The sequence below is a fragment of the Kribbella sp. C-35 genome (assembly GCF_046549195.1).
Taxonomy (GTDB): Bacteria; Actinomycetota; Actinomycetes; order Propionibacteriales; family Kribbellaceae; genus Kribbella.
Genome location: NZ_JAJPWG010000001.1, coordinates 464,185 through 485,290 on the forward strand (window position 1 = coordinate 464,185; position 21,106 = coordinate 485,290).

General features: G+C 68.0%; 20 protein-coding genes. 10 read left to right on the forward strand and 10 right to left on the reverse strand.

The window, feature by feature from the left end:
• Nucleotides 1-3: 3 nt before the first annotated feature.
• The 4 genes from ACLJOO_RS02315 to ACLJOO_RS02330 all read right to left on the reverse strand — a co-directional run bounded on the left by ACLJOO_RS02315 (nt 4) and on the right by ACLJOO_RS02330 (nt 3,697).
• Nucleotides 4-1,074, reverse strand: coding sequence for an ABC transporter ATP-binding protein (locus ACLJOO_RS02315; protein WP_410785084.1), 1,071 nt, complete (start codon nt 1,072-1,074; stop codon nt 4-6).
• Between the two features lie 14 nt (nt 1,075-1,088).
• Nucleotides 1,089-2,093, reverse strand: a complete 1,005-nt coding sequence (locus tag ACLJOO_RS02320) for an ABC transporter permease (protein WP_410785085.1) — start codon at nt 2,091-2,093, stop codon at nt 1,089-1,091.
• 3 nt (nt 2,094-2,096) lie between these two features.
• A complete protein-coding gene (locus ACLJOO_RS02325) occupies nt 2,097-3,143 on the reverse strand; it encodes an ABC transporter permease (RefSeq protein WP_410785086.1) in 1,047 nt (348 codons plus the stop codon).
• Between the two features lie 146 nt (nt 3,144-3,289).
• Nucleotides 3,290-3,697 (reverse strand): (deoxy)nucleoside triphosphate pyrophosphohydrolase, encoded by a 408-nt coding sequence (locus tag ACLJOO_RS02330; RefSeq protein WP_410785087.1) that lies wholly within the window; start codon nt 3,695-3,697, stop codon nt 3,290-3,292.
• Between the two features lie 9 nt (nt 3,698-3,706).
• Between ACLJOO_RS02330 and ACLJOO_RS02335 the strand changes: the two genes are divergently transcribed.
• From ACLJOO_RS02335 to ACLJOO_RS02375, 9 genes are all read left to right on the forward strand, one after another.
• Nucleotides 3,707-4,333 (forward strand): hypothetical protein, encoded by a 627-nt coding sequence (locus ACLJOO_RS02335; RefSeq protein WP_410785088.1) that lies wholly within the window; start codon nt 3,707-3,709, stop codon nt 4,331-4,333.
• A 102-nt stretch (nt 4,334-4,435) separates the two neighbouring features.
• Complete coding sequence (locus ACLJOO_RS02340) at nt 4,436-4,729, forward strand: hypothetical protein (protein ID WP_410785089.1); 294 nt, start codon at nt 4,436-4,438, stop codon at nt 4,727-4,729.
• 80 nt (nt 4,730-4,809) lie between these two features.
• On the forward strand, nt 4,810-5,529 hold the full coding sequence (locus tag ACLJOO_RS02345) for a hypothetical protein (RefSeq protein ID WP_410785090.1): 720 nt from the start codon (nt 4,810-4,812) through the stop codon (nt 5,527-5,529).
• Nucleotides 5,530-5,536: 7 nt separating this feature from the next.
• The gene (locus ACLJOO_RS02350; RefSeq protein WP_410785091.1) at nt 5,537-7,417 is read left to right on the forward strand and encodes a fumarate reductase/succinate dehydrogenase flavoprotein subunit; all 1,881 of its coding nucleotides are present in this window, start codon (nt 5,537-5,539) and stop codon (nt 7,415-7,417) included.
• A complete protein-coding gene (locus ACLJOO_RS02355) occupies nt 7,414-8,166 on the forward strand; it encodes a succinate dehydrogenase/fumarate reductase iron-sulfur subunit (protein WP_410785092.1) in 753 nt (250 codons plus the stop codon). Before ACLJOO_RS02350 ends, ACLJOO_RS02355 begins: the two co-directional genes overlap by 4 nt.
• 181 nt (nt 8,167-8,347) lie before the next feature.
• Nucleotides 8,348-10,324, forward strand: a complete 1,977-nt coding sequence (locus tag ACLJOO_RS02360) for an ABC1 kinase family protein (protein ID WP_410785093.1) — start codon at nt 8,348-8,350, stop codon at nt 10,322-10,324.
• Between the two features lie 34 nt (nt 10,325-10,358).
• A complete protein-coding gene (locus ACLJOO_RS02365) occupies nt 10,359-11,765 on the forward strand; it encodes an MFS transporter (RefSeq protein ID WP_410785094.1) in 1,407 nt (468 codons plus the stop codon).
• A gap of 4 nt (nt 11,766-11,769) precedes the next feature.
• Nucleotides 11,770-12,057, forward strand: coding sequence for a 4a-hydroxytetrahydrobiopterin dehydratase (locus ACLJOO_RS02370; RefSeq protein ID WP_131467271.1), 288 nt, complete (start codon nt 11,770-11,772; stop codon nt 12,055-12,057).
• Nucleotides 12,058-12,132: 75 nt separating this feature from the next.
• Nucleotides 12,133-13,191, forward strand: a complete 1,059-nt coding sequence (locus ACLJOO_RS02375) for a VPS10 domain-containing protein (RefSeq protein WP_410785095.1) — start codon at nt 12,133-12,135, stop codon at nt 13,189-13,191.
• Here ACLJOO_RS02375 and ACLJOO_RS02380 read toward each other — a convergent pair.
• Together ACLJOO_RS02380 and ACLJOO_RS02385 are read right to left on the reverse strand one after the other, a co-directional pair.
• Nucleotides 13,164-13,529, reverse strand: a complete 366-nt coding sequence (locus ACLJOO_RS02380; RefSeq protein WP_410785096.1) for a VOC family protein — start codon at nt 13,527-13,529, stop codon at nt 13,164-13,166. The two genes, ACLJOO_RS02375 and ACLJOO_RS02380, sit on opposite strands and share 28 nt — an antisense overlap.
• A gap of 10 nt (nt 13,530-13,539) precedes the next feature.
• Nucleotides 13,540-14,373 carry a helix-turn-helix domain-containing protein gene (locus ACLJOO_RS02385; RefSeq protein WP_410785097.1) on the reverse strand — a complete coding sequence of 278 codons (834 nt, stop codon included), beginning with the start codon at nt 14,371-14,373 and terminating at the stop codon, nt 13,540-13,542.
• A 49-nt stretch (nt 14,374-14,422) separates the two neighbouring features.
• Between ACLJOO_RS02385 and ACLJOO_RS02390 the strand changes: the two genes are divergently transcribed.
• Nucleotides 14,423-15,247, forward strand: a complete 825-nt coding sequence (locus ACLJOO_RS02390) for an acyltransferase domain-containing protein (RefSeq protein WP_410785098.1) — start codon at nt 14,423-14,425, stop codon at nt 15,245-15,247.
• Here the strand turns inward: ACLJOO_RS02390 and ACLJOO_RS02395 are convergent.
• The 4 genes from ACLJOO_RS02395 to ACLJOO_RS02410 form a co-directional block, all read right to left on the reverse strand.
• Entirely contained in the window at nt 15,242-16,390 is a 1,149-nt protein-coding gene (locus tag ACLJOO_RS02395; RefSeq protein ID WP_410785099.1) for a hypothetical protein, read from the reverse strand. The two genes, ACLJOO_RS02390 and ACLJOO_RS02395, sit on opposite strands and share 6 nt — an antisense overlap.
• 75 nt (nt 16,391-16,465) lie before the next feature.
• Nucleotides 16,466-17,095 carry a DedA family protein gene (locus ACLJOO_RS02400; protein WP_410785100.1) on the reverse strand — a complete coding sequence of 210 codons (630 nt, stop codon included), beginning with the start codon at nt 17,093-17,095 and terminating at the stop codon, nt 16,466-16,468.
• A 98-nt stretch (nt 17,096-17,193) separates the two neighbouring features.
• Nucleotides 17,194-18,375 carry a cytochrome P450 family protein gene (locus ACLJOO_RS02405; protein ID WP_410785101.1) on the reverse strand — a complete coding sequence of 394 codons (1,182 nt, stop codon included), beginning with the start codon at nt 18,373-18,375 and terminating at the stop codon, nt 17,194-17,196.
• 9 nt (nt 18,376-18,384) lie between these two features.
• The gene (locus ACLJOO_RS02410) at nt 18,385-21,075 is read right to left on the reverse strand and encodes a helix-turn-helix transcriptional regulator (RefSeq protein WP_410785102.1); all 2,691 of its coding nucleotides are present in this window, start codon (nt 21,073-21,075) and stop codon (nt 18,385-18,387) included.
• Between the last annotated feature and the right edge of the window lie 31 nt (nt 21,076-21,106).

Sequence of the window (21,106 nt, forward strand, 5' to 3'; positions counted from 1 at the left end):
CCATCAGAGGCTCGGCTTGATCTGCTCGGTGAACAGCTGTTTGCGCTGTTCGGACCTGATATGGCACCGCACCCGATGCTGTTCCTGGCCGATCTGCAGCAGCTCCGGCAGCTCGGTGGCGCAGCTCGCCCCCTCGACGTGCTCCTGGTAGTCGCAGCGCGGCTGGAACGGGCAGCCCTTCGGCAGGTTGATCAGCGACGGCGGAGTGCCCCGGATCGACTTGAGCCGCCCGTCACCGGAGCGGTTCACCCGCGGGATCGAGCCCAGGAGACCCCACGTGTACGGCATCTCGGGCCGGTAGAAGATGTCCCGGACGTTGCCGGACTCGACCACGCGGCCGCCGTACATCACGACCACGTTCTCGGTCATCTTGGCGACCACCCCGAGGTCGTGGGTGATCAGGATGATCGCGGAGTTGAACTCCTTCTGCAGATCCTTCATCAAGTCCAGGATCTGGGCCTGGACGGTGACGTCGAGCGCGGTGGTCGGCTCGTCGGCGATCAGCAGCGCGGGGTCGCACATCAGCGCCATCGCGATCATCGCGCGCTGCCGCATACCGCCGGAGAACTGGTGCGGGTAGTCGTAGAACCGCTTGTCCGGCGACGGGATGCCGACCCGGTCGAGGAGGTCGATCGCGCGCTTCTTGGCCACTGCCTTCGGCGCGTTGTTGTGCACCAGGAAGGCCTCGGTGAGCTGGTCACCGACCCGGTAGAACGGGTGCATCGCCGACAGCGGGTCCTGGAAGATCATCGCGACCTGCTGGCCGCGCAGTGCCCGGATCTCCGGCACGGACATCGACACCAGTTCGGCGCCGTCCAGCCAGATCTCGCCGGTCACCTTCGCCTTGCTGCCCTTGTGCAGGCCCATGATGGCCAGGCTGGACACGCTCTTGCCGGAGCCGGACTCGCCGACGATGCCGAGCGTCTTGCCCCGCTCGAGGGTGAAGTTCAGGCCGTTGACGGCCTTCACCAGCCCGTCGTCGGTCGGGAAGTGCACCTGCAGGTCCTTGACCTCCAGGAACGGCTTTCCGGCGCGGGTGTCCGCCGGCGGCGCACTGGTCACGGATTCGGTCATCTCACCTCACCTGATCAGGACAGCCGCACGCGCGGGTCGATGACGGCGTACAGGACGTCGACGACGATGTTCGCGAGCACCACGAAGATCGCCGCGAACAGCACCACGCCCATGATCGCGGGCAGGTCGTTGCTGAGCACGGAGTCGATGGAGAACTTGCCGAGGCCGGTGATGCTGAAGATCTGTTCGGTGATCACCGCGCCGCCGAGCAGACCGCCGACGTCCAGGCCGAAGATGGTCACGATCGGGGTCAGCGCGGACCGCAGCCCGTGCTTGAAGACCACGGTCCGCTCGCCCAGGCCCTTCGCCCGGGCCGTCCGGATGTAGTCCTCGTTCATGGTGTCGATCATGTTGGCCCTGGTGATCCGGGTGTACAGCGCCGCGAACACCAGTGCGAGCGTGATCCACGGCAGGATGTAGAACTGCAGCCACTTCACCGGACCGACCGTGAACAACGCTGCGTTCGCCGTGTCGGGGAACGGGACCCACTTCAGTTTGACGATGAACAGGAACAGCAGCAGGTAACCGAACACGATCGTCGGGAACGACACCCCGAACAGGGCCAGGCCGACGCTCAGCTTGTCGACGAACTTGCCCTTGCGGAGCGCGGCGATCAGGCCGAGCAGTACGCCGGACAACAGCCAGAGGACGGCGGCCCCGAGGGCCAGCCACAGGGTCGACGGGAACGCGTCCTTGATCGAGTTCCAGACCGGGATGCCGTTCTGGTACGACTCACCGAAGCACGGCCACGGGCAGTTGCGCTCGTTGCCTTCGGACCCGATCGTCCGCCCGCCCGGGCTCACCAGGCCCTGCATGTACTGGCCGTACTGCACGACCAGCGGCTTGTCGAAGCCGTACGTCGCGTTGACCTGTGCGACCGTCTCCGCGTTGCAGTTCTTGCCGCAGATGAGCAACGCGGGGTTCGCCGGCGTGGCCCAGAAGAGGAAGAACGTGATCGCGCTGATCACGATCAGGACGAACACCGCCTGGATCAGGCGGCGGATGAGATAGCGGCCCACCGGTCAGCTCCTTCCGGCGCGCGGATCGAGGGCGTCCCGGACCGAGTCGCCGAGCAGGTTGAACGCCAGCACGGTGATGAACAGGGCCATCCCCGGGAAGAACAGGTACAACGGGTTGCCCTCGATCCAGTTCGACGCGTCGGAGATCATCCGGCCCCACGAGGCGGTCGGCTCCTTGATGCCGACACCCAGGAAGGACAGCGCCGCCTCCGCGGTGATGTTGGTCGGGAGCAGCAGCGTCGTGTACACCAGCAGCGTCGGCAGCATGTTCGGCAGGATCTGCCGGAACAGCACGTAGTTCGGCCCGGCACCGAGTGACCTGGCTGCCTCGACGAACTCGCGCTCACGCAGCGAAAGCGTCTGACCACGGACGATTCGCGCCAGATACGCCCAGCCGAAGAAGCCGAGGACGAACATCAGCACGCCCATTCGCAGCGTGTTGTTGTCGGGGATGCCGAACAGATCCTGGGCACGCGAGGCGACCACCGGCGTCAGCGCCATCACGAACAGCAGCGACGGGAAGCTCAGCATGATGTCCATCAGCCGGCTGAGCAGCGTGTCGACCCAGCCGCCGAAGTAGCCGGACACCATCCCGATCACGGTGCCGAGCACGACGGCGATGATCGTGCCGCCGAGCGCCACCAGCAGCGAGACCCGGGTGCCGTAGACCAGCCGCGAGAAGATGTCGCGGCCGTTCTGCGGCTCGATGCCGAGCCAGTGCTCGGAGCTCGTGCCGCTGCCCCACAACCCGCCGATCGGGATGCCGCCGTCGCGCGTGTTCAGCAATGGGTCCCCGTTGGCGTTGAGCTTGTTGAACTGATCGGGCGGGAACCCGTTCAGCTTCACGATCAGCGGCGCGAACAGCGCCACGACGATGATCAGCAGGATCACGATCGCGCTGATGATCGCGATCTTGTCCTTCCGCAGCCGTGCCCACGCGATCTCCCCCGGCGAGCGGCCCTCGATCTCCTTCGCTTCGGCAGTCTCGACCAGAGCATCTGTCGGCAGCCCCTCATCGGGAGACTGCGTCTCCGATACCCCCAGCGTCATCGCCCGTCACCCGTCCTTCATGGTGATGCACCCCGCACCTTTGACCCGGGCTCGCCGGGTTGCCGGGAACCCTACGTATCTCGCAGTGTGGACGCCATGGGAAGCCGACGCTAGTCACCGAATCGTGACCGGTGTGACTTCTGCCACTACTGGCGGGTTCGGAGCGCCTTGACGAACGGCCGATCGGGTATCAGCCAGTCGCTCTCGTCGAGGTCCTCCGGCGCGAACCACCGGAGCTCCGAGTGCTCCCGCAGTACCGGATCACCGGCCACGATCACCGCCCGGTAGACGTGCAGCCGGTACGCCTCCGAGATGTCCACGCCCGGCCCCAGCGACTCGCCGACCTTGATCTCCAGATCGAGCTCCTCGCGGAGCTCCCGGACCGCGGCCTGCTCGTCGGTCTCCCCCGGCTCGACCTTGCCGCCCGGGAACTCCCAACCGCCGTCCGGCCCCGGCCGGTACGCCGCCAGCACCAAGCCGTCCCGCACCAACGCAACACCCACCACAATCTGCACGTCGCGACTCTGCCAGAAACCGTCCGCCGCGTCCGGCATGATGCCGGTATGCCGTTGCAGAACAGGGTTCTGCCCACCCAGGAGATCGTCGCCGACCCCGGCCGCGGTCTGCTGATGGGCAATCGCGGCAGCCTGCACGGCCCCGACCGCCGCCTCGGCACGACCCGCTGGCGGTCGAAGGCGTGGATCTGCTGTGTCCTCGACTGGAAAGGGATCCAGCGCGATCCGATGCCGCCGGGCCGCTGGACCGCGCTGTTCTTCTTCGACGAAGCGGTCGCGCTCTCGGCCGGCCATCGGCCCTGTCATTACTGCCGGCGCAGGGATTTCCTGCTGTACGCCGGTGCGTGGGCGCAAGGTCACGCTCAACGCCCGAGAGCTGCCGAGATGGACGCCGTACTGCACAGTCAGCGGGTCGAATCCCGCACCCGACGGCAGCGGACGACGACCCAGAACCTCTCCGAACTGCCGGACGGGGCGATGGTGCGGTTCGACGGTGCACCCGCGCTGGTGCTCGGTCAGCGGGTGCTGCCGTGGTCGTGGGAGGGGTACGGCGAGCCGCGTCGACCACCTGGGCTGGAGCAGGTCGAGACCCTCACGCCACCTGCGAATCTCGTTGTCCTACAGGCCGGATTCGCCCCATTACTCCACCCGTCGGCGCCCTCGCAACTGAGGTAAGCCTAACTGGAAACACGCCGTACCGAGGGGTCTTCCGTTGGACGCTCGGCAGGGGCAAAGTGTGCCCATACTGACAGCTACATAACCATCACTGGAGTCGGCATGAGTGAAGGCAACAGCAGCGTTGCTGCAGTAGTCCGAGCGCTCGAAGGCCTGCATGCGGCCGTCGGCAAACTCAGCCAGGAGTACGGTGACACCCTCGGCATCCGCCGCCTGGTGTCCGATGTGGCCCGGCTGAGCGAGGATCTCGCAGAGCTCGGCCCGCCCGACCCCAGGCACAGGCCCGGACCCGTTCCGGAGGAACTCGAGGAGATTCCCGACGTGGAGTATGACGCGTCCATGTGGACCGACGCGGAACAGGAAGGCTTCGGCGCGCCTGACAGGCACGCCCCCTGATGGCGACCGGGGTAAACGCGCCAGGCCGCGCTCAAGTAGGCCTCAAGACGGCAAGATCGGATCGATGGTGGCTCGCGCCGTTGCGCATCGGCGTGATCCTGGGCTTCTTCATCGTCTACGCGACGATCCGGATCTTCATGAACAAGTGGTACTGGGTCGACGCGTACCACTACCTCACGCCGCTGTACTCGCCCTGTGTGACCAGCAGCTGTGTCGAGGGCTCCAGCCATCTCGGCACCTGGTTCGGCGACTTCCCGCGGTTCGTGCCGTTCAGCCTGATCACGTTCGTGATCCTGGCCGGCTTCCGCGGCACCTGCTACTACTACCGCAAGGCGGGGTACCGGTCGCTGTTCTTCGCGCCGGCCGCCTGCGCGGTGCCCGAACCGCACAAGAACTACACCGGTGAGCGCAAGTTCCCGCTGATCGCGCTGAACCTGCACCGCTACTTCTTCTACGGTGCGCTGATCTTCGGTGTGCTGAACATCTACGACGGCGTGCAGGCCTTCCACGGCGACGGCGGCGGATTCGGCATCGGCCTCGGCACGGTGATCATCTGGCTGAACCTGGTGATGCTGTGGCTGTACACCCTGTCCTGCCACGCCTGCCGGCACATCGTCGGCGGCCGGCTGAAGAACTTCTCCAAGCACCCGATGCGCTACCGGTACTGGACCTTCGTGTCCAAGCTGAACCCGAAGCACGGCACCTTCGCGATGACGTCGCTGTTCACCGTGATCCTGACCGACTTCTACATCATGGCGGTCTCCGCCGGGTGGTTCTCCGACCTGCGCATCATCAATTGAGGATTTCATGACTGAGCTGGAACGACACTCGTACGACGTCGTCGTGATCGGGGCCGGCGGCGCCGGCCTGCGCGCGGCGATCGAGGCCCGCGAGCAGGGCAAGAAGACCGCGATCATCTGCAAGTCCCTGTTCGGCAAGGCGCACACCGTGATGGCCGAGGGCGGCTGCGCGGCCGCGATGGGCAACGCGAACTCCAACGACAACTGGCAGGTCCACTACCGCGACACGATGCGCGGCGGGAAGTTCCTGAACAACTGGCGGATGGCCGAACTGCACGCGCAGGAGGCTCCCGACCGGGTGTGGGAGCTGGAGACGTACGGCGCACTCTTCGACCGCACGCCCGACGGCCGGATCAGCCAGCGCAACTTCGGCGGTCACACCTACCCGCGGCTCGCGCACGTCGGCGACCGCACCGGGTTGGAGCTGATCCGCACCCTGCAGCAGAAGATCGTCTCGCTGCAGCAGGAGGACTTCGAGGCCACCGGCGACTACGAGGCGAACCTCAAGGTGTACGCCGAGTGCACGATCACCGAGCTGATGAAGGACGGCGACGCGGTCTCCGGCGCCTTCGGGTACTGGCGTGAGTCCGGCCGGTTCATCCTGTTCGACGCGCCCGCCGTCGTACTGGCGACCGGTGGTGTCGGCAAGTCCTTCAAGGTCACCTCGAACTCCTGGGAGTACACCGGTGACGGGCACGCGCTGGCGATGCGGGCGGGCGCGACGCTGATCAACATGGAGTTCATCCAGTTCCACCCGACCGGCATGGTCTGGCCGCCGTCGGTGAAGGGGATCCTGGTCACGGAGTCGGTCCGCGGCGACGGCGGCGTACTGAAGAACTCCGAGGGCAAGCGGTTCATGTTCGAGTACGTGCCGGACGTGTTCCGGGCGCAGTACGCCGAGTCCGAGGACGAGGCGGACCGCTGGTACAAGGACCCCGACAACAACCGGCGCCCACCGGAGCTGCTGCCGCGCGACGAGGTCGCCCGCGCGATCAACTCCGAGGTGAAGGCCGGCCGCGGTACTCCGCACGGCGGTGTCTTCCTGGACGTGTCCTCGCGGCTCCCGGCCGAGGAGATCACCCGGCGGCTGCCGTCGATGCACCACCAGTTCAAGGAGCTGGCGGACGTCGACATCACCGCGGAGCCGATGGAGGTGGGTCCGACCTGCCACTACGTGATGGGCGGCGTCGAGGTCGACCCGGACACCGCGTCGTCCGTCGTACCGGGCCTGTTCGCCGCGGGTGAAGTGGCCGGCGGTATGCACGGCTCGAACCGGCTCGGCGGCAACTCGCTGTCCGACCTGCTGGTCTTCGGGCGGCGGGCCGGTATGGGCGCCGCGATGTACGTCGACGGTCTCGGAGCGGCTCGGCCGAAGATCGACGAGGCCGACGTCGACGCGGCGGCCGCGGACGCGCTGGCGCCGTTCGAGCTCGAGGGCGGCGAGAACCCGTACACGATCCACCAGGAACTGCAGCAGTCGATGAACGACCTGGTCGGCATCATCCGCAAGGAAGAGGAGATGGAGCAGGCGCTCGGCCGCCTGTCCGAGTTCCGCAGCCGGATCGCGAAGATGACGGTGGAGGGTCACCGGCAGTTCAACCCGGGCTGGCACCTCGCACTCGACCTGCGCAACATGCTGACCGTGTCGGAGTGTGTGGCCGGGGCGGCGCTGATGCGGCAGGAGTCGCGCGGTGGGCACACGCGCGACGACTTCCCGGGGATGAACCCCGAGTGGCGCAAGAAGCTGCTGGTGTGCGCGCTCGACGCCGACGGCGTCGTGAACGTCACCGAGGAGCAGCAGATCCCGATGCGCGAGGACCTGCTGGAGCTGTTCGAACTCGACGAGCTGAAGAAGTACCTGACGGATGAGGAGCTGCCGGCCAAATGAGTTACAAAGGTAAGTTCCGCGTCTGGCGGGGAGACGCCGAGGGCGGTGAGCTCAAGGACTACGAGGTCGAGGTGAACGAGGGCGAGGTCGTCCTCGACGTCATCCACCGGCTGCAGGCGACCCAGACGCCCGACATGGCGGTCCGGTGGAACTGCAAGGCCGGCAAGTGCGGCTCCTGCAGCGCCGAGATCAACGGCATGCCGAAGCTGATGTGCATGTGCCGGATGAACACGTTCGCCGAGGACGAGGTCGTCACGGTCACGCCGATGCGCACGTTCCCGGTGATCCGGGACCTGGTCACGGACGTGTCGTTCAACTACCAGAAGGCGCGCGAGGTGCCGGCCTTCAAGCCGCCGGCGGACCTGAAGCCGGGTGAGTACCGGATGCAGCAGGTCGACGTCGAGCGCTCGCAAGAGTTCCGCAAGTGCATCGAGTGCTTCCTGTGCCAGGACACCTGCCACGTGATCCGTGACCACGAGGAGAACAAGGAGTCGTTCTCCGGTCCGCGGTTCCTGATGCGCGTCGCCGAGCTGGACATGCACCCGCTCGACGCCGCCGACCGGCAGCACGCCGCGCAAGAGCAGCACGGCCTGGGCTTCTGCAACATCACCAAGTGCTGCACCGAGGTGTGCCCCGAGCACATCAAGATCACCGACAACGCCCTGATCCCGATGAAGGAACGCGTCGTCGACCGCAAGTACGACCCGATCGTCTGGCTCGGCAACAAAATCCGCCGCCGCCCCGCCTAACCACCCGCACCACCCCGAGTCCCCTGGCCCCACCCGGGCCAGGGGACTCGCTCTTTGAGCACCCACCAACCGTTTTCGCGGCCCCGAAATGGTTGGTGGGTGCTCAAAGTCGGGGGGTCCGGGGTTGGGTCACTCGCGTGGGTGAGGCGGGTGGGCCGGTTCGGGGCCTACTGTTCCGGGCATGGGGATCGTCGTCGCGGGATTGTTCAGTCTGTTTGTGTTCATGGTGATCTTTGTGCCGGTCTCGCAGCGGCTGCTCGGGGTGCGGTTCGGGGTACTCCGGCTGGCGCTGGGGGCGACGCTGACGCTGTCGGTGTTCAGTCCGATCGCCAACGCGCTGGTCGGCAAGCTGCCTTTCGAGGGTTCGAACGCCGCCGCGGTCGCGTTCCTCGCGTTGACGGCGGTGTGTTCGATGCTCGCCGGTTTGGTCTTCCTCGTACTGGCCGAGGCCATGGTGCCGACGGGGTCGTTGCCGCGGGCCCGTGATCTGCGGCGGGATCTGAGCGGGCGGATCGCACGCACCCGGCGGTACCTGCAGATTCTGCGGATCGCGATCAAGCACGGCCTCGGCCCGTACCTGCGCGGCCGCCGCCGTCCCGGCCGCGAGAACGCCGCGGGTCAGGCCGAGCTGGCCAGGTCGCTGCGGCTCGCGCTCGACGAAGCCGGTGTCACGTTCGTGAAGCTCGGCCAAGTACTGTCCACGCGCAGCGACGTCATCCCGCAGTCGGTCGCCACCGAACTCAGCCGCCTCCAGGACCAGGTCACCCCGGCACCCTGGTCCCAGATCGAGGAGATCCTCACCGAAGAACTCGGCGCCCCGATCACCCAGCTGTACGCCGAGTTCGACACCGAACCCCTCGCCGCCGCTTCCGTCGCCCAGGTCTACACCGCCCGCCTCACCAACGGCACCGATGTGGTGGTCAAGGTTCAGCGGCCTGGGATTGCCGGGCTTGTTGACCGTGATCTCGACATCGTCCGGCGGCTTGCCAGGTTGCTGGATCGGAACACCGACTGGGGACGCTCGATGGGGGTACGGGCGCTTGCCGACGGGTTCGCGGACGCGATGCGCGAGGAGCTCGATTTCACCGTCGAGGCCGGCAACATGACCACGGTCGCCGCCGGCCAGTCCGTTGCCACCAGCAATGACCTCGTCGTACCGCGGCTGTACCCGGAGCGCTCCACCCGCCGCGTCCTCACCATGCAGCGCCTCGACGGCATCGGTCTGGGCAACGCCGCGCAGGCGATCGCCGACCGCGGCCTCGACCCAGCCCGCCTCGGCCGCGCCCTGTTCGAGTGCCTGCTCGGCCAGGTGGCGATCGACGGCGTCTTCCACGCCGACCCGCACCCAGGCAACTTCCTCCTGCTGACCGACGGCCGGATCGGCATGCTCGACCTCGGCTCGGTCGGCCGCCTCGACCCGGCCACCCGCGAGGCCCTGCAACGTTTCCTGCTCGCGATCGACCACGGCGACCCGGTGTCGGCCACCGACGCCCTGCTCGAGATCGTCTACCGCCCGGACGTCGTCGACGAACGCGCCCTGGAGCGCTCCGTCGGTCAGTTCATGACCAAGCATCTCGCGGCCGGCGTGACACTCGGCCCGGCGATGTTCAACGACCTGTTCAAGATCATCACGTCGCACGAACTCGGCGTACCGCCCGAGGTCGCCGCCGTGTTCCGCGCGCTCGCCACGGTCGAAGGGACGATCTCCCGGATCTCCCCCGACTTCGACCTGGTCGCCGCGTCCCGTCAGTTCGCTGGCGCGCACGTCACCGACAGGCTCACGCCCGATGCGCTCCGTCGTACGGCGACCGAGGAACTCGCCACGCTGCTCCCGATGTTGCGCCGCCTGCCGCGCCGGATCGACCGGATCGCGGCTGCCGCCGAGAGCGGACGGCTCGGTGTGAACGTCCGCCTGTTCGCCGACGAACGCGACCGCCGGCACTTCACCGGCCTGCTCCACCAGGCGCTCCTAGCAGTGCTAGGTGCGACCGCGGGCATCATGGCCGTCCTGCTCCTCGGTACGCCGAGCAGCCCGAAGGTCACCGACTCGATGACGTTGTTCCAGCTGTTCGGCTACAACCTGCTGGTGATCTGCGCGGTGCTCGTCCTCCGCGTCCTGGTCCTGATCTTCCGACTCCCCGGCAATCGAGCCACTTGACTTAAACCTAACTTGAACTTCAACCATAGCGGGCATGACGACGACCGCTGAGTCCCGCCCCAAGCTGTTCACCGGACAGCACCTGCCACTGGTGCTCGGGGTGATCGGCCTCGTCACGCTCGGCGCGTTCGAGAACCGCGCGGTCGGTACGGCGCTGCCCACGATGGTCCGCGAGTTCGACGCACTCGGCAGCTTCGGGCTCGCGAACGCTGCGCCGAACGCGAGCTACCTCATCTCGCTCGCGCTCGCCGGCCTCTGGTCGGACCGCCGCGGCCCGATCCCGACCCTGCGCGCGGGCGCGATCTCGTTCACCCTCGCGCAGATCCTGGTCGGTACGGCGACTGCGATGCCGATGGTGATCGCGGGACGGCTGCTCAGCGGTCTGGCCGAGGGCCTGCTCGACGTGTCGTTGATGGTGCTCGTCGCCCGCGCGCTGCCCGCGGTACTGCGACCGCGGATGTTCTCGTTGTTCGCTGCGATGTGGATCCTGCCGTCGGTCCTCGGACCGGTGCTGACCGGCGTGGTGACGGAGCAGTTCGGCTGGCGCTGGGTCTTCCTGGGCGCGCTCGTCCTGCTGGTGCCGAGCTGGCTGCTGCTCCGCCCGGCGATGCGTCAATCGGCCGACGCCCCCGCACCCGAGCGCACCGCCGAGGATGCGGCCGAGCTCGAGGCGTGGCGAGCCGCACTCCCCTGGGCCCTCGCCGCATCCGTCGCCCTGTTCTCGATGACGCTGGCCGGTGACCACCTGGAAGCGCATCCTTTCCTGGGCGGTACGGCGGTGGTCGTGGCGCTAGCAGTGCTAGGACGGGCCGCCGTACGCGTGATGCCGGCCGGCACGTTCACCGCACGACGCGGTTTCCCCGCGGTGGTCGCCGTCCGCGGACTCGGCGGGGCTGCGTTCGCCGGAGTCGGCGCGTACCTCCCGCTGCTGCTCACACTGGAGCACAACTTCAGCCCGTCGCGGGCCGGGGTGACGCTGTCGATCACCGGCGTCTGCTGGGCGTTCGGATCGTGGTTGCAAGGTCGTGAGCACGGGATCGAGCGGGTCGTCGTACTGCGGACAGGGCTGGCGTTCATGACGCTCGGACTGGCCGTGACGTCGCTACTCGCATGGACGGAGGCGACCACGTGGATCGGCCTGATCGGTTGGGGGTTCGCGGGAATCGGCATGGGACTCAGCTCTTCGAGCCTGTCGGTGCTCACGCTCGACCTCTCCGACCAGAGCAACTCCGGCCGCAACACCAGCGCCGGTCAGATGGCCGCGACGATGAGCATCGCCACCGGACTGGCGATCAGCGGCACCCTGCTGGCGTTCAATTCCGACAACCCGCAGCCCTGGGTCTTCGGCGCGATCGTCACCGCGGGATCGGCACTGGCCCTGCTGGGGTTCCTCGCCGCCCCGCGCGCCCGCCGCTCCGCGTCACGCGGGGGTCTAGAGTGAGCGCATGAGTGAGCTCTTGACCGACGACCAGATCGACCTCGCGTTGCGCGACCACCTCCCGGAGTGGAAGGTCGTGGACAACGAACTGGTCCGAAGCGTCAAGAGGGACACCTTCCTGGACGGCATCCGGCTGGTGGCGACCGTCGGGCAGCTGGCGGAGTCGATGAACCACCACCCGGACATGGACATCCGCTACACCACCATCACGTTCAGGGTCAGCAGCCACGAGGCCGGCGGGATCACCGACGACGACCTGGTGCTCGCGCGCCACATCGACACCGCTGCCGGCTGACCTGTTCAGGTCATGGCGCTTGTCGGCCACGGCAAGCGCTGGTTCGGCGTGCCTGAAATCCCTTACACCTAAGGGATGACCGCCCTCGGAACTGCCCTGACCGTCCTGATCGCGCTGACTCCTCCGTACGCCGGTGCCGCGGACCCCGGCTGGTTCTGGAACCGCCCGCACTGCGACACCGTGTACGGCGACGGCTCGGTGACGATCACCGAGTCCGACGGCGCGACCCTCGCCCCGACGACCGGCAAGCTGCGCGCCGTCACGTACGCGAAGGTCGCCGCACTGCAGGAACCGAACACGCTGGTCAGCATCGGCCAGCAGACAATCCAGCGGTCGAACGACGCCGGGTGCAGCTGGCAGTTGCTCGACAAGACACCGGACGACCTCAGCACGTACGACGTACAGCCGGGTCCGGGCGACTCGGCGTACGTCTACAGCGTCAACGACCAGCCCATTTATCGCGTGCACGGTTCGCAGGTCACCACGGTTCTCGGACCGGTCGCCGGCGGCGGGCTGGCTGCGCTGCACGCACAGCCCGGTCGGCTTCGGGTCGTGGCCGGCGACGGGCAGCTCTACGACTCCTCGAACGACGGCGTGACCTGGCAGCGCGTCGGCGTACCGCCTGCTCGTGATCTCTTCCTGTACGACGCCGTGGTGGATCCGCGGAACCCGGATCACGTGGTGGCCGGTGTGATGTCCGACGGCGTGTACGTGACGTTCGACGGCGGGCTGACCTGGACCCGGTCGCGGCCGGTCGAGCGGGTGAACGCGTTCAGCCTGGCGATGTCACCGGCCGACCCGTCGAAGGTCTGGATGGAGGGGTACGACCGGGACCGGTCGACCCGGTTCATCTGGGAGTCGACCGACGGCGGGCAGAAGTTCCGCGAGGTGCTGGACCAGAGCCGGGCCGACCTGATCAACGGCAACAAGATGTGGGCCGCACCCACAGACACCGACCTGCTCTACTTCAGCTACGGCACCTCCTTCGCCAACTTCGGCGCCGACCTGTACCGCTTCGTCCCCTCCACCGGAGCCCTCACCAAGAACCACAACAAGCACGACGGCATCCCGTCGCTGGCCTTCAACCCGTCGAACCCGCAGATCCTCTACCTAGGGCTCGCCGAAGAACGCTGACGCAGGCCGACCAGGACGCCCTCGGTGTCGCGGACGTAGCTGAGTCTCCCGACGCCGGGGAGGTCCTGGATCTCGCCGACCGGCGTGCCGCCTGCCGCGCGGGCGGCCGTCAGGCTCGCCTCGAGGTCGTCGACCTCGATCCACGCGATCGTCGGCTGCGACTGGTACCGGCTGCTCATGATCGCGCCGTCGATCCCCTCCCCCGGCCCGGTCGCCGCGAGCAGGTACCCGTCCGGAACCGGCGCCGGCGTCACCTCCCAGGCGAACACCTCGCGGTAGAACTCCGCGGCCCGATCGTGGTCCTCGGCAACTATCTCGACATGAACAATGCGTCCCATACCCAGATCCTCAGGCATCGTCCGGCTGATCGTCTTGGACGGATCTTCCATGCATCAGAGCAGCGATGCCGTTCTGTACGGCGAGGAACGTCGTCGCGCTCACGCCGGTGTACCGCTTGAAGTCCCGTGCCGCGTGCGCCTGGTCGTAGTACCCGTGCAACGCGGACAGTGTCGCGGCGGCGTCGGCGGGACCACCGAGCAGCCCGCCGACGAAGTGGTAGTACCGGATGATCTCGGCGTACTGCTTCGGCCCGATCCCGATGCTCCGCCGGAACAGCCGGTACAAGGTGCTGTACGACGTCCCGCACCGCCGAACCACCTCCGCCACGGCTACCTGGCCCCGCAGTTCGTCGATCGCGTGTACCGCCTCGATTACGACCGGCGGAGCGACCGTCGTCGTCAGCCGAGCCGCGAGGAAGCCCGCCAACCTCTCGGCACGCCCCGGGCCGAACGGCACCGCCCGCATCTCCGTCGTCAACCCGGCCACCGCATCCGCGCCGACCCAGTCCGCCAACGGCTGCACCTCGTCCACCAACGCGGCGAGACCGAACGCGGCAAGCCCCCACGGCGTGAACTCGACGCCCGCGTAACTCGACGTACCCACCTGCCCGAGCACGTGCGGGCGAGTCATCACTCCGAACACCGAGGCCGCATTCGGCCACTCGATATGGGTCACCGGATCATGCCGCGTCCCCGGCTCGCCGAGCGCGACGGCCAGCCCTGGCCGACCGTTCGGAATCAGAATCTCCTGCCGCAGCTCCGGCAACGGCGGCGACTCGACCAGCCAGACATGGTCGACCACGTTCCGCAACCGCTCCGGAGGAGAGAAGCGCTCGTAGCTCACGCCTGAGATCGTAAGTCCCTGGCTCGTTTACATCGGTTACCGTTGATGAGTGACGAGTCTTGAGGAATATCGCCTGCTCGGGTTCGCCGATGTCGACCGGGAGGCGGCCGAGGCGTTCACGCCGGATCAGGCGGTCGTGAAGGAGCTCGCGGACCAGATCCGCGGCGCGATCGGAAAGCTCGGCAGCGAGCCGGAGTTCAAGATGCCGGAGGATCCGCGAAACTCGGTCCAGGCGTTCCTGGACACCGTGCCGGACATCCGCCGTTTCCACGCGGAGCGAGGCATTCCGGACGAGATCAGCTGGGCGTCGCTGGCTGACCTGGGGCAGCAGCTCAAGGTGAGTCGTCGTACAAACGGCGAGTACAGCCTCGAGACGCATTGGTGGCTGACGAACTTCTGGGTCGGCAACATCTACTGGCTCGGGCGCCTGCAGTACATGCTGTTCCAGGTCACGGAGGACAAGCCGGTGCCGGGCACCGAGCCCGGTGAGTGGATCATCGGCGTCCACATCCCGGGGACCGGTCCGCTGACGCCGGAGCTGGTCGACGACAGCATCCAGCGGGCCCGCGAGTTCTTCCCGCGGCACTTCCCGGAGTACCCGGTGCAGACGGCGAACCTGTGGTCCTGGCTGCTCGACCCGTACCTGCTCGACAACCTCCCGCAGGACTCGAACATGGTGACGTTCGGGCGCCGCTTCACGCCGTACGGGACGCCGAACGACAGCCAGGACAGCGCGATCTTCTTCACGTTCCGCACCCACGGCCTGGAGCACCTCGACGAGCTCCCGCAGGACACGAAGCTGCAGCGGCTCGTCGTGGGCCGGATCAAGGACGGCGGCACCTGGCAGAGTGCGTACGGCTACCTGAAGCTATGACGGTTGGCGAGGGCCGCGCGGTACGCCGTACTTCGCGAGCCAGCTCGCCAACTCCATGTTGGACACGCACCGTACGTCGGGCTGCTGGCACGTCTCCGTAACGAAGGCGGTCAGCGCGTCGGAGTACACGCTGTTGTTCCACCGGTTGAAGTGGTTGCCGAGGAACAACGGCGGGTTGCCGCTCGCGCGCGACTTCGCGAGCGCCTGCCGGTAGGTCGCGAGGACCTGCGCCTTCAGCGCGGGCGCCTGGGCGATCGGCGCCTTCCGCGCCTGGGTCTGCGCGAACCACAGGTTGTAGTCCATCGTCAGCGTCTTCTTGGCGGTGCCTGCCAGCGTCACCGATTCCAGCGGGAAGTTCCACAGGCCGTCGGCCTTCTTCGGCCAGGCGATGTACCCGGGCGCGGAGGCGTCGTACAGCATGCCGCGCTGCGCCATCGCGACCCGGTACGCGGGGCGCTTGCCCTCCAGGCACGGGGTCCGCATGCCCTTCACCGTGGCTGGGTCGAACGGCGGCTCGACGGTCTTGCCGGCCGCCAGTGAGGGGCCGGTCCGCACCATCCGGTCGAACGCGCCCAGTTCGGCCGTCCACTGCGCGGTCGTCCAGCGGCCGATGCCGGTCGCGCCGCAGAAGTGCCCGTTCGCGTGGGTGCCGATCTCGTGGCCCTCGGCGATCGCCTCCCGGAGCACCTTCGTGCGGCCGAGGATGCTGGCCGTGTCACCCCAGCCGATGTCGGAGGCGCCGGGGTTCTTGTACGGCGGTTGGTAGTCGGTGCGGCGGTCGCCTGGGTAGAGGTACGGGCCGGAGAGGAAGAAGGTCATCCTCGCGTTGACCTGCTTGGCGACAGCGCGCCAGCGAGCCCAGAGCGCGAGATCGCCGGCGCCGTCGAAGGAGACGACGATGAAGAGCGGTGGTTTGCCGGTGGGCAGGCGTTCCGGGAAGGCCCGCAGTACCGGCGCCGCCGCCGGCAGCTTGGGCGTCGGCTTGATGGTGGGCTTGGCCGCAGTGGGTTTGCTGGCCGTGGGGTTGGTGGGGGTGGACTTGCTGGGGCTGGGAGCGCCTTCCAGCGGTACGTCGGCGCATCCGGCCAGGACCGCCGCGAAGACCACCGCAACGGCCGCGAGGTTCGCCCCAGGCCTCACCACGGGACTACTGACGCACGGGAATCAGCAATTGTTGTCCCGGGACACGCAGCCGCGCGGAAACCCGCGGGGGGATCGTTAAGCGGCCGTGACCTTCGCCGCGCGGCGCTTGACCACGATCCGGCGGGACGTCTCGACGACGAGACCGATCACCGCGGCCAGGCTCAGGCTGAACGCGAGCCCCTTCAACTGGTCGTGCGCGAACGCGTCACCGCCGAGGTAGCCGAGCAGGGCGACGTACGTGTAGGCGACCGTCACGCCGGCGAAGGTAAACACGATGAACTTCTTGAACGAGTACCGCGTCGCGCCCGCCGTCAGCGTCGCGACCATCCGGGCTCCCGGGATGTAGCGGACCGTCATCAGGATCAGCCCGCCGCGGGAGTGCAGTGCGGCCGACACCTTCTCGTAGAGCTTCTGACGGCGCTCCTGGCGCTTCATCCAGCGGTGCAGCGCCGGTCCGGAGCCGCGGCCCAGGAAGTAGCAGACGGACTCGCCGATGACGGAGCCGGCCATCGCGACCGTGATCACGAGCAGCAGGTTCTGGTGACCGGCGGCCGCGGCCATGCCGGCGGTGATCACCATGCCCTCGCTGGGCACCACCGGGAACACCGCGTCGACCGCCGCGGCGGCGAACAGGATGAGCAGCAGCCAATGCGAGGCCATCGCAAAGCTGAGCAGCTGTCGCGCGACCTCTATCAACTCCGTCACCCGGCCAAGGATGCCATTCATCGTCAAGGGAGCTGCAATCCCACCGATGTGATTCAGGCGTGGTTCACCCGATGTTCAGCCGATGCCACTGGCTGGGGTCAGAGCAGCACGGGGAGTTCGCGGATCGCGTTCATCAGCAGGCTCGGGTGCCGCGGCGGATCCTGCTCGGGTACGGCGAGCCGCAGCCGCGGGAACCGTTCGAACAGCAGGCCGAGCGCGATCCGGCCCTCCAGCCGCGCGAGCGGGGCGCCGAGGCAGTGGTGGATGCCGTGCCCGAACGCGAGGTGCGCGGTGTCGGTCCGGGTGATGTCGAGCTCGTCCGCACGCTCGACCTTCCGTACGTCGCGGTTCGCCGGGAGCAGCGCGAACACGATCACCTCGCCGGCCTCGATCCGCCGCCCGGCGATATCGATCTGCGCGGCGGCGACGTACGGGATCGCGGCCTGCAGCGGACCGTCGTACCGGAGGAGCTCCTCCACGGCTGTGGGCAGGCGCTCGGGCTCGTTCTTGAGCAGCTCGAGCTGGTCGGGATGCCTCAGCAGAGCGTGTACTCCGTTGGTGATCAGGCTGACCGTCGTCTCGTGGCCGGCCGCGAGCAGCAGGAAGACCATCGAGGTCAGCTCGTCCTCGCTGAGCCGGTCGCTGCCGTCGCGCGTCGCGATCAAGGCGGAGAGCAGGTCGTCGGTCGGTGCCTGCTGCTTCTGCAGGATCAGCTCGTGGACGAAGGCGAGCATCGAGGTCGTCGCCTCGATGTACTCCTCGGCGGTGTACACGGCGGCGTTCACGAACACGGACGACCAGCGGCGGAAGTCGTCCCGCCGTACCGCCGGGATGCCGATCAGCTCGCAGATCACCGTGATCGGAAGTGGGTAGCTGTACGCATTCACGAGGTCAACCGGCTCGTCCGCGGTGGCCATCTCGTCAAGCAGGCCGGTGGCGATCTCCCGGATCCGCGGTTCGAGCGCCTCGATCCGGCGCCGGGTGAACGCGGCCGTGACGAGTTTGCGCAGCCGCGTGTGGTCCGGCGGGTTCGCGCCCAGCATGTGCTGCTCGGTACGCGCGATCAGGTCGTCCATGACGCTGTCGCGGTGCGGCCCGTCCAGCGGCGAGCGCACCACATCGGGATGGGCGAGCAGCTCGCGGGTCTCGGCGTACCCGGTGACGAGCTGGACGGGTACGCCGGTGAACAGCGTCAGGCGTTGCACCGGGCCGGTGGACGCGAGGTCCTCGAAGCCCCAGTGGCGGGCGATTCCGCTGACTTCTGTGAACGGCTGCCTCATCCAACCAGCCTACGTTCCGAGGTGCTCAGCCAGTTCGGTGCGCGAATGGATTCCCAGCTTCGCGTAGACCTTGCGCAGGTGGTACTCGACGGTCTTGGGGCTCAGGAACAATCGCGCCGCAGCCTCCCGAATGCTGTGACCATCCGCGAGCAGTACGGCGATCTGCCGCTCCTGTGGCGTCAACTCGTCCGCCGTGCTCGGCACACGACGCCGTGCGGTCTCACCGGTCGCCTTGAGCTCCGCCGCCGCCTGGTCCGCCCACCCGAGTGCGCCCAGTGCGTCGAAGTCCTCCACAGCGAGCCGCAGCTGCGTACGCGCGTCCACACGCCGCCGTGCCCGTCGCAACCAAGCGCCGTACGCCAACCGAGTCCGGGCCAGCTCGAACGCGTCCAGCGTGTCCTCATGCCAGCCCAGTGCCAGGACGAAGTCCGACTCGCTCTCACCGGCCACGCCCCGTGCGCGTGCCGCTCGCGCCAGCGACCACGGCTGGCCTTTCGCCTCGGCCAACGCGGAGTGTTCGTGCACCACCCGCTGTGCATCGTCCGACCGCCCCAACCGCAGGTAGACCTCGACCAGCTCCGGTACCGGCGACAGGTCCGGATCCTTCAGGCCGTACTCAGCCAGTACGTCGACCAACCGCTCGTACTGCGGTAGTGCCGCCGCCGGGTCGCCACGTCCCAGCTCCAGGTCTCCCAGCGCGAACAGGGACCACACCGTGCCGAGGCGGATCTCATGCTCCGCACAGATCCGCAGACACTCAACAGCAAGCTCTTGGCACTCCGGTCTGCCCTGGTGGGACAGCAGCCACGCCAGTCCGGCCAGGTTCATCGCCAGTTCAGTCGTTTGACCGGTCTCCCGCGATAGCCGGACCCCCTCGTCGTACGACGTCTCTGCGTCGGCCCACCGGTCGGTTGTCGCGTCGTCGCGGGCCAGCAGGAACAGGAGACCCGGCAGCGTCCCGAGCGCGACCTGCTCACGTCGCTCGAGCATCGCCTGCTGCAGGAGCGTCCGGCCGGTACCTGTCTCCCTGAGGAACAACGCGGCGAGCACCATCCACACCTGGCGACGGCGATCCCGGTCGAGCTCGTCGGAAGGCGCCAACGCGATCGCTGCACGGATCTGGTCGGTCCCACCGCTCCCGGCGAGCACCTTGGCGACGCCGCTCGCCAGCATGCCGATGATCCGCGGACCGGGCCGATCGACCGCCGGCAGCAGGCTGTCGAGGTCGTACGCCACCTCCAGCCCGGCCGCGGCATCGCACAGCCGGAAACAGGCCGCGACCGCATCCGCGAGCAGACCGGTCGCGATGGCCGGGTCCGTGGACTCCGCCGCGGCCGCAACCAGGATGTCGCGGGCGCGGCGGGGCGACCCGCACTTCACCTCGATGTCGCCGCGAATCTCTTGCGCACGGATCCGTACCGGGAGCGGCGGCTGCAGGATCAGCGCATCGCCCAGCAACGCCTCTGCTCGCTCCGCCAGTCCCGCCGACCACGCCGCTTCACCTGCCGCGACCAGTCTGACTGCACGGTCCGGCAGCCCCTGGCTCAGCCGCGCAGCACGCTCGTACGCCGTTGCTGCGACCGCATGTGCACCACGAGCAGCCGCGTGCTCCGCTGCAAGGACCAGTCCGGCTGCCACCTCGTCGTCAGCGCCCAGGACTGCCTCGGACAGGTGCCACGCTCGCCGGTCCGGGTCAGGGGTGTCCAGAGCCACCGCACGATGCGCCGTACGACGTGCTGCCGGGTCAGCGCTGGTGTAGATCGCTGAGCGGACCAGTGGATGTCGCCACTGGACCTCACCGTCGCGAATGGCAACCAGACCGGCTGCCTCGGCATCCTCCAGTGCAGCGACATCGACGCCGAGCTCCGCGCACACGCGGGACACCGTCCCGAGCTCACCGTCAAGAGCCGCGACAAGCAGTGCAGTTCGCGCATCCGGGCCCAGCCGGTTCGCCCTGCTGGCAAACGCTTCGGCGAGCATCGCGGGGACTGGGAACGGCACACCCGGCGGCATCCGGTGCAAGCGGTCCGGATCGTCAGCCAGCTCCAGCAGCGCCAGCGGGTTCCCTGCCACGGTCTGGTGCAGCTGCTCGACCAGGTCGCCCGGGAGGTGCTGCACGACCTGCCGCGCGGCCTCCAGCGTGATGCCCTCCAGCCGGAGCCGTGGCAGGTCGGCCTCGAACGGATGCGGCTCGTCGACGCGAGCCGCGATCAGCATGACGATCGGGTCGGCCACGAGGCGCCGGGCGGCGAACAACAGGGCCTCTGCGGACGGACGGTCCAGCAGGTGTGCATCGTCGATGATCAGTGCGAGTGGCGTGTTCTCGGCGTACCGGCAGATCAGGCTCAGCGTTGCTGCACCTACGGCGAAGCGGTCCGCCGGGCTGGCGGCCTCTGGTCCCGAGCCGAGTGCCAGTGCCGATGCGAGCGCTGTCCGTTGCGGTCCGGGGATGCGGTCGAGCCCGGCCAGCACAGGTCGCAGTAGTTGGAGCAGGGCCGCGAACGGCAGCTCACGTTCGGCGTCGGTGCCGCGTGCTCGCAGTACCTGCAGTCCGCCCGCCATCGCAGCGGCCTCATCCAGCAACGTGGTCTTGCCGATGCCGGGCTCACCAGTGATGAGCAGAACGCCCGCGGCCCCGACCCGCGCCCCCGCGATCAGTTGCTCGATCACCTGGCGCTCCGCCTCCCGCCCGATGAGCATGTCTCGCAGTGTGCACCAGTAGCCCCACCTG